The organism is Oleiharenicola lentus (assembly GCF_051660365.1).
GTDB classification, from domain to species: Bacteria; Verrucomicrobiota; Verrucomicrobiia; order Opitutales; family Opitutaceae; genus Lacunisphaera; species Lacunisphaera lenta_A.
The window spans coordinates 95,241-108,791 of the sequence record NZ_JBOZXB010000003.1 but is presented as its reverse complement, the minus strand read 5'-3'; the positions used below and the strand labels follow the sequence as shown (position 1 = coordinate 108,791).

2 protein-coding genes are annotated in these 13,551 nt (G+C 65.2%); both read left to right on the top strand.

The window, feature by feature from the left end; translation table 11 throughout:
- The first annotated feature begins 1 nt into the window (after window position 1).
- Window positions 2-637 (top strand): phage major capsid protein, encoded by a 636-nt coding sequence (locus tag ACRRQW_RS19765; protein ID WP_438483354.1) that lies wholly within the window; start codon window positions 2-4, stop codon window positions 635-637.
- A gap of 71 nt (window positions 638-708) precedes the next feature.
- Window positions 709-13,548: a filamentous haemagglutinin family protein gene (locus ACRRQW_RS19760; protein ID WP_438483353.1), complete on the top strand. Its 12,840-nt coding sequence runs from the start codon at window positions 709-711 to the stop codon at window positions 13,546-13,548.
- The last annotated feature ends 3 nt before the right edge of the window (window positions 13,549-13,551 follow it).

The following is a 13,551-nucleotide window of genomic DNA, read 5'->3' as shown; positions in this document are numbered from 1 at the left end:
CATGAAATCTTCACTTAAACTTTGCGGCTGGCTCTTCGCCGGCAGTTTGCTCACCGCAGCGACCGGTTGGTCGGCTGACGCTCCCAAAGCCGGCGGCGATGACCGTGTGCGCGCCGCGTTGCGCGAAACCACGCTGCAACTTCGCACCGCGCAAGGCGAACTCGCCACGGTGCAAGCCGCGCAAGTTACGCTCACAGAAGAAAAGCGCGTGCTGGCTGAAAAATTCGAAGTGCTGAAAAAACAAAGCCTCGCCGACCGCACCGAAAGCGACCGCGAACTGGCCGCGTTGAAAAAACAACTCGCCGCGCTCACCACCGGCAACGACGGCTTGAAAGTGGCCTTGACCAAGGCAAGTGCCCACGGCGAGCAGACCTCCGGCGCGCTGCGCGAAGCTGAAGGCAAAATTACGCAGTTAACCTCCGAGAAAAATGCGTGGGAGCGTCGCGCCGCTGACCGGCAGGCCAAGAACCTCGCGCTGTTTCTCACCGGCAACGAAATCCTCACGCGTTACGAGGAGTTCGGTCTGGGCACTGCGATTCGCGCGAAGGAACCCTTTGTCGGCACGATGCGCGCGAAGCTCGAGACGCTCGTGCAGGACTACCGCGACAAGCTGCTCGATCAAAAGACGGAACTCTGATGTATCGACGCGGGCCTGAGCTTCGTGAACGCGAAAGTGCGCTTTATCTGGCGCGCTGCCTGCCTGCGCGAATGACCCTCGTTGCGCTGGTGAGCGCGATGCTCGTGTTCTCGCCTGTGCACGCGATCGAAATTCAGCGGCCCACTGCGCGCGTCCCCGTAAGCACGCCGGCCCGCCCGATTGTCGATGGCGCCGATGCGGCACAGCCCGCGCCCAGTGCACCGATCCAGAGCGCGCAGCAACGCCTCGCGCGCACCGATCAGGCATTGCAAGCGGTGCGCGCCATGCAGGCGGCCGCGCGCAACCTCGCGCTCGCCGGCCCGAATAAATTACGCCCGGATCTTCCGGACGTCCCGGTAAACAGCTACCTGCAACCCGGTGGTCTCGTGCCTGCGTCGGCCGGCCCGCGTTCGCCGTGGACGGGCGCGAACCAGCCCACCGCCGTCACGCAGACCGCCGGCGGCACGACGACGAGCACCGTCACCGTTACGCAAACGGCCCAGCAGGCGTTGCTCACCTGGCAAAGTTTCAACATCGGCAAAAACACCACGCTCGTGTTCGACCAGAGCGCCGGTGCGGCCAATGCAAGCCAGTGGATCGCGTTCAATTACATCCGCGACCCGAGCGGCAACCCCACGCAGATTCTCGGCGCGTTGAAAACCATCGGCCCGCCCGACGCCAAGGGCGGCGAACAAGTGGGCGGACAGATTTACGTGCTCAACGCGAACGGTATTCTTTTTGGCGGCTCGTCGCAGGTGAACACGCACGGCCTCGTCGCTTCGTCGCTGCCGATCAATTACAACCTCATCCAGCGCGGCCTGCTTAACAATCCCGACGCACAATTCCTCTTTTCCGCGCTGCCGCAGAACGGCGGTGGGAAAGGCCCGACGGGCGCGTTCGATCCGGCCGTGGCGTCGGAGACCGGCCTCGCACCGGAACAAACGTCGTTTGCGCCGGGCGGAGTTTACGGCGACGTCATTGTGCAAGCTGGCGCGCAACTCACTGCGCCGACCACCGCCGACAAGGTGGGCGGACGCGTCGCGTTGCTCGGCCCGAACGTCACCCAAGCCGGCACCGTGTCCACGGAAGACGGGCAGACGATCATCGCCGCCGGTTTGGAAGTGGGCTTCTCGCCTCACCGCAGTTCGGACCCGACCCTGCGCGGCCTCGACGTATTCGTCGGCAAGATCGCGAGCGGACTTTTGTCGAATCAACCCAGCGCGGGCCGCGCGACGATCGCGGGCCTCGATGCGCCCGGCGTCGCGGGTAACACGGCATTCAGCAACCCAACGACCAATCCCGGCGGACTCAATGCGCTCGGCCTCATCAACGCTCCGCGAGGCAGCGTGTATGTGACCGGCGCGCAAGTGCAGCAGGCGGGCGTGATCGAGAGCAGCACGTCGGTGTCTTACAACGGGCGCGTCGATCTCGTGGCGGGCTACAACGCGGTGGCTAATCCCAAGTATGACCCTTCGGTCGACGCGACGGCGGATTTTACGGTAGCGTTGCCGTTTTATTATCAATCGCATGTCGGCAACGATCCGACCGCGGCCGCCGTCGCGAACGCAGGCGCCGTGACTTTCGGGGCGGGCAGTGTGTTGCGCATCATGCCGGAACTCGGGAGCGAAGATGAAATCGCCGGCGACCTTTCGCTGCCGTCGCAGGTGAACGTGCAGGGGAGTTCGATCTATTTCGCAAAGGACGCCACGCTGCTCGCACCAGGCGCGTCGGTGCCAAAGCCACTCGTGCTGGCCACTGGCGGCACAGTGACGCGCAATGCGCTCGGTGCCGATGGTGCGTCGCTCGGCGCAGGCGTTTCGTTACGCGCCGGCTCATGGTTTAATCCCGGCTCCACAGCGTATCGCTTCGTGCACTCCGCCGGCACCCAGCAGATTTATTTGTCCACGGGCTCGGTGGTCGACGTCGCCGGGCTCACTGAAGTCGCGGCATCGGTGACGGACAATATCGTCACGGTGGAATTGCGCGGCACGGAAGTAGCGGATTCGCCGGTGCAGCGCGACGGGCCGTTGCGCGGCAAGACCATCCAGGTGGATGTGCGTCAGCACGGCGAATGGGATCAGACCCTCAACAACGGTTTTGGCGGCTACACGTGGGTCGGCACGCGCCTCGCTGACACGGCGGGTTGGATTGGCCTCGCCACCCACACGGTCGGCCAACTGTCGGTGGATGGCGGATCGGTTTCGTTGCAAGCCGGCGGGCCGGTCGTCGTGCAAACGGGCGCGACCGTGGATGTCTCGGGTGGATTCATCGATTATGCGGGCGGCGTCACGCGCACGACCCAGATGACGGCCAACGGTCACCTTTACAGCATCGGCTCGGCCGACCCAACGCGCGTTTACGACGGCGTGTATGATGGCAAGACGACGGCTTCGGACAACAAGTGGGGCGTGACCACCACGCACACCGATCCGCTTTCGCTCGGCGGGGTCTTTGAGCAGGGCTATCGCCAGGGCGGCAACGGCGGCAGCCTCGCCATCACGGCGCCGGTCGTGGCGCTCGACGGCAGTTTTCGTGGCACCACGCTGGAAGGCCCGCTCCAGCGTTCGCTCGCGCCGAATTACCAGCCCGCGAATCCGCCGAACGCCGCGAGGCCGTCCGTCGCTGGAGTGAACAACTGGCTGTTGACCACGCTCAGCCGCCCCGTGGCCTCGCAATTTTCGCTCACTGTGGGTCGCTCGCAACTGGCCGACATTGGCGGCAACTTCGATTTCCGCGCGTATTCGCCGAACCCGGCCGACATCGTGATTCGCTCCGGGTCGACGTTGCCGAAAGCGGACAATTACAACGTGACGGCGGATTATCTTTTCCCGACGCAACGCGATTACCGTCTCGATTTGGATCCGGTGCTCTTCAGCGCAACGGGCGGCGGCTTCGGAATTGTGAGCATCGATAATCGCGACGACGACACCGGCGAAAGCGCCGAGGCCGGCAGCATCACAGGGGCCGCCGGCACGACGGTGTCGCTCGCACCCGCTGGCAGCCTGAGTCTGCTCGCGGGAAATGTCACGGTGCAGCAGGGCGCGACGATCTCGGCGCCTGGCGGTTCGATCCGTCTCGAAGCCTACGGTGTGTCGACTTCCGCGGCGGCGAAAATTGCGCTGGAACGCAGCGTGGGCGCGGTGGAAGCCGCGGATCTTCCGAAGTATGATGCAACGCGTGGAAATATTTCGATCGCGACGGGCGCGCGGCTGACCACGGCCGGATTGCTGGTGGACGACAGCGCACGCTCGGCGGAGGCCGGCACATCCCCGCTCGCGACGGCTGGCGGAGCAATCGCGCTGAGCGGCAACGATGTGACACTCGCTACCGGCAGTGTGCTCGATGTGTCCGGCGGAGCGCAGGTCACGGGCGCGAATAAAATTTCCTACGCCAACGCGGGCAGCATTGCGCTCACCAGCGGTCGCGCGCTGGGCAGTGGATTCGGCGCGGTGCTCGGCGGCGATCTTTCGCTCGGCGCGGAATTGCGCGGCTATGCGGGCACGGGCCGCAATGGCGGATCGCTTTCGATCCAGGCGCCCTCCGTGCGTGTCGGCGCGCTCAACGCGGGTGTCGTCAATCGCACGGATGCCACCAACGGACAATTTTTGGTGGCGCCGGAATTTTTCAACCAAGGCGGCTTCGCGGCTTTTTCGCTGACGAGCTTGGGCGTAACAACGGGGCGGACGCCGTTGAACATGCCATCGTTCTGGGTGACGGCCAACACCGTGGTGGCGCCGCAAGTGCGCAGTTGGACGGAGTTGCCGGGGGGCGGCACTTTTCTCGCGCCCGAGGGGGTGCGACGTGCCGCGCGCTTGACTTTCCGTGCGGGCGCGGCGCTGCAAGACGCGAATGGTTTGGATATTTTCAACGACACCGGGTTTGTGCTCGGCGGCGGTGCGGTCGTGCGCACTGATCCGCGCGGCAGCGTGACTTTTGGCGGCGGCAACGTCGAGTTGCTCGGCCGGGTGGAAACTCCCGGCGGCACGATCACGGTGACGCAAGGGGGCGACAGCCGTTATCTTTTCACGCCGGGCCTGCATCTCGGTGGCGCCGCCGTGTTGAACGCGGCGGGCGCGATCACTTATTCCGCCGATGCCACGGGTTATCGCGCAACCGATGTCGCGGCGGGCGGCACGATCGCGCTCACCGGCAACATCGTCGCAGAGCGCGGCGCGGTGCTGGATGTTTCCGGTGCGGCTGGGAAAATCTGGGTTGCCGCCGCCGAGCAGGATCCCTCGGTGGCCGTGGGCGTGGCTGGACGTTTGACCGAAGTGGAAAAAGCCAGCGACGGCGGGCGGATCACTTTGCAGGCGGAAAGAATGTTGTTCACCGATGCGACGTTGCGCGGTGCGGGCGGACGCACGGCCGGCGGGCTCGCGGGACAAGGCGGCGAATTGATCGTCGACTCGCAGCGCAGCGATTATGATTTGTCTGCGGTGCGGCCCGACGGCTCCACGCGCACCAAGCCGTCCGACGTGGTGCTGAGCCTGACAGCGAGTGCCCCGGTATTTGTGTATGCGGGAATCGGCAACACGATCAGGACTGGCGCGGGTGCGGCTTTTGGCGATCAATTCGGCCTGGGCCTGATTTGGTTTGGCGCGGATCGTTTCACGTCGGGAAATTTTGGTTCACTGCAACTGTCGGTGGGCTCGGGCGCGACTCAGGTGCACGGCAACGTGGCGCTGACCGTGTCGCGGCAAATCGCGGTTGCCGACGGCGGCGTGTTGTCATGGCAGCCTGAAACAGTAAACGGCAACGTCGTGCCGGCCACGCTGGCGATCACCGCGCCTTACGTCGCGATCGGCAGTCCGTTCCTCGCCCCGACGGGCGTCGCGCCGAGTAATCCTTTCGGGCAGGGCGTCGCGCCCACCACGGGCGAGGGGCGTTTGACCGTCACAGCGTCGTCCTTGATCGATGTCGGCTCGCTGCTTTTGCGAGGCGCGAATCAAGTGACGCTCGATGCGACGGCGGGCGGCACCACCGCGGGCGCGATTCGCGGTAACGGCCAGGTCGTGGCGAGTGCGGATCTCACGTTGAAAGCGGGGCAGGTGTATGCGCCGACCGCGACGGATTTTTCCATCACCACCTTTGATCGGGTCGCGCCAGATGCGACCGTCACTGCGAGTCGCGTCACGATCGCGGGAGCGCCGGGCGCGTTGCCTGCGCTGCCGTTGTCGGCGGGCGGCAGCCTTTCGATTTATGCGTCGGAGATCGACCAAGGCGGCGTGTTGCGCGCGCCGTTGGGCTGGATTAATCTCGGCGACAACTCAGGCGGCGTGGAACCGATCTCGGGCCTCGCGCTGCCGACGACGTCGCGCCTCACGATTGCCGCGGGCAGCGTGACTTCAGTGTCGGCGGTCGATCCGCTGACAGGGCAGGCGATGATCGTGCCGTATGGCATCAATTTGAATGGCGAAGCGTGGATCGACCCGGCGGGCGTGGATATTACGAACATCGGGCCGAATGCGAAATCCATCACGCTGTCCGCAAACACGGTCGACCTGCAGGCCGCGAGCGGCGGACGCGCGGATGCGTTGATCGATCTCGGCGGCGGCGGCGAATTGCTCGCGTATCGCTTTGTGCCCGGCGCGGGCGGCACGCGCGACACGTTGGGCGCGACGAGCGGCGCGTTTGCGATTTTGCCCGGCGATGCGACGAAACAGATCGCGGCCTATGCAGATCACTTTGCGCCCTTCGCGCCGTTTAACCGCAGCTCTGACGCGCTCCTGACGCTCGGCAGTGACCCGGGCTACGTGGTGGCGAATGCGGCGTTAAATTATTCCGTCGGTGATCGAATCCATTTGGCTGGGGGCGGCGATTTGCCGGCCGGCGACTACACCTTGCTGCCTGCGCGCTACGCGCTTTTGCCTGGCGCATACCTGGTCACGCCGACGACGAATGCCGCCACGGCGGGTCCAGCCGCGAACGCTGCACGCACCGACGGCTCGGTGGTGGTGTCGGGTTATCGTTTCAACGGCTTCGATCCGGCAGGCCGCAACCAGTCTGTGTATGCGCGCTACGAAATTGCGCCCCAGAAAGTGGCGCTGGCGCGCTCGCGCTATGAAAATTACGAGGCCAATAAATTTTTCACGGACGTCGCGACGAACGCCGACGCGGTCGCGCCGCGCCTGCCGATGGATGCGGGCCGACTCTCTTTGCTGGTGGGAACGGGCCTGAGTTTGCGGGGCGCGGTGAAAACCGGGGCCGCGACGGGTGGACGCGGCGGCCTCGTCGATATCGCCAGCCCGAACGACATTGTCATCGCCACGCCGGCAGTCGCCGCCGCTGCGCCGCTGGGCACGGTCAACGACCTCGTGCCACCGCCGCTCGTGTTGGACGCGACGGAACTCAGTGCATTCGGCGCCGCGAGTTTGCTGGTCGGTGGCGTGCGCACCGAAACGATCGAGGGCACGATCGTTTCCGTCGTTACCGATAATCTCAAAGTGGACAACGCCGGCGCGCCGCTGGCCGGCACCGATGTGATTCTCGTCGCCAATAAAACCATGGAGGTCGCGGCCAACGCCGAGATTGGCCGCACCGGCCAGACCGCCGTGGCGGGTGACGATTTAATTTTGCAAGGCCGCGCGGAACTCGGGCTCGTCGGCGATACGCTGGATTTCACGCGCGGCGGCGTCCCGATACTTTTGCCGCAGGGCACGCCGGGGAATGGACGTCTCACCTCCACCAGCGCGGGCGTCGTCACGCTGGCGGACGGTTCCACGGTCCCGTTCCTCGCGACAACTCCACTCTTAGCCAATGCGTTTACGGTGCCGGCGGGGGCGTCGATCACGTTGAACAGCGCGGGCACGATCAAGTTTTCGAGTTCGACGGATACCGTGGTGAGGCCCGTGACCTTTGCGGTTTCCGATGGCGTCATGGTGCGCGCCGGCAGCGTGACCTCCAATCTGTTCCGCACCGATGTCGCGGGCTTGGCGAGTCCCACGCTGACAATCGGTGCAGGGGCGCGCACGGTGGGTGCAAGCGTGGTGCTCGACTCTACCCAACGGCTCGACCTCGCCCCGAATCTGAGTTTCGGCGGCACGCAAAGCATCGCGTTGGCCAGTGGCGCAATCAGCGTGCGGCTCGATGCGAATGCCGCGCCGGCCATCGCGGGCAGTCTCGATCTCGGGCCGGCGACGCTGACCAATGTTCTGGGTGGCGCGCGGAGCCTGCAACTCGTCAGCTATTCATCGCTCGATTTGCTCGGCACGGGCACGCTCGGCTCGGCGAATCTCGAAGCGCTGCGACTCAATGCGGGTGTGCTGCGTGGCGATTTAACCGGCAAGGTCACGTTGCAGGCAAAGACAGTTTCGTTTGGCAATGTTGCGGGAGTCACGCCGCCGCCTGCCTCGACGGTGGCGCCGGTCAGCACGGGCGAACTCGTGGTCGCGGCTGATCAGGTTGAACTGACTTATAATTCTCTCGCGGTGCGGCAATTTGCCCATGTCACCATCAACGCCACGGCGGCGCTGACTTTCCTGCAGGATGGCGCGTTGAATGTCGCGAACGGCGCGCTGGCCGTGACGACGCCGTTGATTTCCGGCGCGGCTTCGAAAAATTACGCGCTCTCCGCGGATGGCGCGATGACGTTGCGCGCGCCGACCAGCGCGGGCAAAACGACGATCGAGCCAGGCTTGGGCGCGCGCTTGAGTCTCGCCGGTGGCTCAGTGGACATCGGCACAAAAATCGCGTTACCCAGCGGGTCGCTCGCGGTGACGGCGACGACGGGCAATGTCTCGGTGCTCGCCGCCGGTGCACTCGATGTCGCGGGAACGAGCCAGCAATTTTACGACCTCTCCAAATTTACGGACGGCGGCAGCATCGCGCTTACAGCGGAAAAAGGTAACGTGGTCGTCGCAGCGAAGAGCTCACTTTCCGTGAGTGCGCCGACCGGCGGCGGTTCCGCGGGTGACATCGCTATCGCGGCACCGCTCGGCACAGTGACACTGGCGGCGGGCACGCTCGTCGGGCGCGCGGGGTCAGGCGGGGAGGGCGGCAGTTTCAGTCTCGATGCGAGTGCAATTCCCGCCAGCGCGACCAATGCGGCGAATAGTTTGTCGGCGCTGACGACGGAATTGCAGGCGGGCGGCTTTGCGCGCGCGCAGGAATTTCGCGTGCGCACCGGCGATGTGCTCGTGGACGGAAAAGCGCGCGCCCACACGTTCGCGGTCGCGGCCGACGCGGGCGACATTCGAGTCACGGGCAGCATTGATGCATCGGGTTTCACCGGAGCGTCAGCGAGCAACGTAATGCCGACCACGTTCGATCCCAGTAATCCAGCGGGCGGGGTAATCCAGCTTTCGGCTGCGGGTGATGTGGTGCTCGCAGCCGGATCGTGGTTGTCGGCGGCAGGCTATGCTTTCGATAACGCAGGGCAGGGCGGTCGGGTGAATCTTTCGGCCGGCGCTTACACGCACAACGGCACGGCGGCGCAATTCGACCAAGCGGCGCGCGTCGACGTTCAGGCTGGCGCGCAAATCGATCTCGGCGTGAAAAATCGTTTCACGGTGGAAGACATGTTCCTCGCCGGCGGCGGCACGGTGCCGGTGAGCACGCGTCCGGATTTTGCAACGGGCGTGCTGCACATCCGCGAAAGCCTGGCAGCGTTCGGCAGCGGAGCTCAATTTGCCGCGCTCGGCGATCGCGTGAACGGTGCATCGTCGATCGTGCTCGAAGGTTTTCGCGTGTTCGATGTCTCCCTTGGCAATGGTTTGGTGACGACGAGCGGCAGCGTGACGCGCGTCGGTTCAGGCGGATTGATCGACACTGCGGTGAAACGCGAAGTGTTGAACAATGGCACGGCGTTTCTCGCGGGCGTGGACGCGGGCCTGCTGGCGGACACGCGTTTCCAAGTGCGGCCGGGCGCGGAGATCGTGAACCACACCGCCGCCACTGGCGCGATCACGCACCGGCTGGTGACGATGACGCGCACTACGGGTGTGATGAATTTTTCGCTGAAGCCCGGTGTCGGTATTTTCACTAACGTCGCGATCCCGGGCGGGCTGCCGACGGGCGTGGGTCTGCGTCCGACCACGGGTCGTCAATATACGCTCACCTTCGCCGATGGCACCACGTCGGCCCTCACGACGGCCAACGCGAGCACCACGATCGCGTCGACCTCCGACACGAATCCCGTGATCGCGGTTAACTTCCGCAACGCTGGCGCGACGGCCTTGAGCACGGCGGTGACTTACGTGAGCGGCAGCGGCGCGTTCACGGTGGCGCTCACGCCCGACATCACGCTTGGCACGCTTACCAACACCGTGCTCACCACGGCACTCGCGGGCGACCTCACTTTGGCCAACACGTGGGATCTCGCAGCGTATAAATTCGGCGCGGCGCAACAGCCCGGTTATCTCACGTTGCGTGCCGCCAACAATCTCGTGTTCACGCATGGCGCGAGTTTGAGCGATGGTTTCGATGCAACCAAATCGACCGACGTCACGATGCCGTTGTGGACTGCGCCGCTGCTGCGCGCGACCGCCCCGGTCGGCAGCATGGCGGTGCCGGCGGGTCTCGCGTCATGGTCGTATCGCCTGGTCGGCGGCGCGGATTACACGTCGGCGGATTCACGCGAAGTGCAGGCAATTTCGAAGATCGGCGCAACGAACGGCATGGTGGTAGTCGGCAACGGCGGTCCCGCGCTGCCTACGACGACGGCCGGCACCGCCGTGGCGCGTTCGGTGATCATCCCGCAATTTTTCCAAACGATCCGCACCGGCTCCGGCGACATCGAGGTAGCCGCCGCGCGCGATGTGCGCCTGCTCAATCCGCTCGCGACGATTTACACCGCCGGCCGCGCGGTCGCGAACCCGGCATCCGTGGCCGGCCTCAACGACTTCGATCTGCCCCTGCTCAATGTGGCTCGCGACAGTGTGCAGGCGCTCCAGCCCTACGGCACCGCGCAATACAGTCAGGGTGGCGGTGATGTTTTGATCACGGCGCAAGGCGACATCGCGCGCTATATTTTGAACGGAACCGTGCTGCGCGCCGATTCGAGCAAGGGCCTGCCGAGTAACTGGCTCTATCGTCGCGGCACCGTCGGTTCGGATGGGCGTTTCGCCGCGTTGCTGCCGGTGGGAACCTCGCTGGCACCGACAACGGAAATTCAATCGACGTCGTGGTGGGTGGATTTCAGCAATTTCTTCGGCGACGTCGGCGCGCTCGGCGGCGGCCATGTGAGTCTCGCGGCGGGCCGCGACATCAGCAACGTCAACGCGGCCTCGCCCACGAATGCGCGCATGCCCGGCAAGAGCGCGACGGGCACCCCGCTCGCGCCGAATCTCGCGACCCTCGTCGAACTCGGCGGCGGTGATGTGCGCATCGCGGCCGGTCGCAACATCGACGGTGGAATTTATTATGCGGAGCACGGCGCGATCGACTTGCAGGCGGGCGGCGAGATCACCACCAACGCGACGCGTTCGGCTTTCGGCAACAACGGCCGCCTCCCGATCACGTGGCTACCCACGACGATTTTCCTCGGCAAAGGTGAGGTCAGCGTCGCTGCGGCGGGCGATGTGCGCATGGGCCAGGTGGCCAACCTTTTCTGGTTGCCACAGGGCGCGAACAATCGCGCTTACGAAAAAACTTATTTCACCACGTTCCATCCCGGCAACACCGTCGACGTGTCCTCGCTAGGCGGAGACGTGTTCCTGCAGGGCCGCCCGGACAGTTCGTCAGCCAATTCCGTGGGCTCGGCGGCGTGGCTCGGCTCCTGGTATGGGAACGTGCTTTCCTCCGCGACCACGGCGGCGGCCGCGCCGCAACCGTGGCTGCGTTTGAACGTGACCTCCGGCTCGGCGGTGGCGGCCATCCTGCCTTTCCAAACCGTCGCGTCGGTCCAGCCGGCCACGTTGCGGGCCACGGCCTTTGGCGGCGATATCACGGTGAGTGGCACGCTGACGCTCGCGCCGTCGCCGACGGGCACGATCGATTTGCTCGCGGCAGGCAACCTGAACGGCATCGCCGAAAACGGCGCGAGCAACGTGATCTCGGTCATGGGCTCGGCGGTGATCAACCTTTCCGACGCCTCGCCCGCGCGCCTGCCGGGATTGATGAATCCGATTTCGTTCAGCACCTACACGCCGACGACGTCGCTCACGTTGCTGAACGCGATCAACGCACTCTTCGCGGAATCGGGGAAGAGCAACTTCAGCCTCGAGGAAAAACTCGCGTTGCACGGCACCACACCGAACGCGCAAGGCGTCAACGGCCCGCTGCACGCCGCCGACTCGCGCCCGGTGCACCTCTACGCCGCCGACGGCGATATTTCCGGCCTCACGCTTTACTCGGCCAAGTCCGCGCGCGTCGTCGCCGAACACGACATCACGGACATCGCGCTTTACGTGCAGAATGTCCGCAGCACCGACACGACGGTCGTGATGGCGGGCCGCGATCTCGTGGCCTACGCGCCAGCCTCACCGTTGCGCCTCGCCGCGCAGCAACCTGGCAATTTGCTGCCCGGCACCGCCGGCGACACGGGCGCGGGCACGGGCAATCCCACGACGGGCGACATTCAGATTTCCGGCCCGGGTGAATTGAAGGTGATCGCCGGTCGCAACCTGGTGCTCGGCAGCGGCAATCGGGCCACGCGCGACGGCACAGCTGCGGGCATCACGAGCGTCGGCGCGTCGCGCAATCCCTACCTGCCACTAAGTGCGGGCGCAGACATCTTGGCTGCCGCGGGCGTCGGTAGTATCTACACCACATTGGCGGCGAATCAGGGAATCGCGCCCGGCCTCGCCACCACCGGCCTGGGTTTCAGCGCGTTTATCAAACAGTTCCTCGACCCGGCGACCGCCGGGCAGGCGGCGGTGCGTTATCTGCCGCAACTCGCCACCGCCATGGGTCGGAGCGAAACCAATTTGGACGCGATCTGGAGCGCTTTCGGTTACGTGCCGGATCAACCGCTCACGGAGCGGCAGGCGACCTGGCTCGTGAAAGTATTCTACGGCGTGTTGCGCGACACCGGCATCGATCGCGACGACGAAAAGAGCCCGAATTTCGGCACGTATGCGCAGGGCCTCGCGGCGATCGCGGCGTTGTTCGCGGACAGTCCGTTGCCCGCGAACGAACAGACCAAGGGAGACCTCACGGAACCGCCGGTGAGACCGTTGACGGGGCCGTGGCGCGGAAACATTTCCATGCCCACGCGGCAGATTCGGTCGTCGGAAGGTGGCAGTATTTCGCTCCTGATTCCGGGCGGCGCGGTCACGGTGGGTCGCGCGACCGACGCGCAAAAAGCCGATCAGGGCATCCTGACGGAACGCGGCGGGCAGATCGATATCTTTGCCGCCGACAGCATCGAGGTCGGCACGTCACGCATTTTCACGCTGAAAGGCGGTGACGAAATTCTTTGGTCGACGTGGGGCAATATCGCGGCGGGCAGCGGATCGAAGACGGTTTCCTCAGCCCCGCCCACGCGCGTGCTGATCGACCCGCAAAGCGCCGACGTGCAAAACGATCTCGCCGGTTTGGCGACCGGCGCTGGCATCGGCGCGCTCGCGACCGTGAGCGGAGTAAAGCCGAGTAACATCTATTTGATTGCCCCGGTCGGCACCGTGGATGCGGGCGACGCGGGCATCCGCTCGTCCGGCAATGTGAAGATCGCCGCGCGCGTCGTGTTGAACGCGGCGAACATCAACGCCGGCGGCAGCGTGGCGGGCACGCCGCCGCCGCCCGCCGCGCCAAACATCGCGCCGATTTCCGCGGCGGCCTCCGCAGCAGCCGCCAGTTCGAGTGCGGCGACCGAGACGGCGCAGTCGAAAGAGGCTCCGGCACCCGCGGCGGATTTGCCCTCGATCATCACGGTCGAAGTCATTGGTTACGGTGGCGGCGAGGAAGAGGACGACGAAGAGAAAAAAAACGAGACCGAGAACGTCGCACCGACTGAAGCAGGCGTGGCTCGGTAAAAT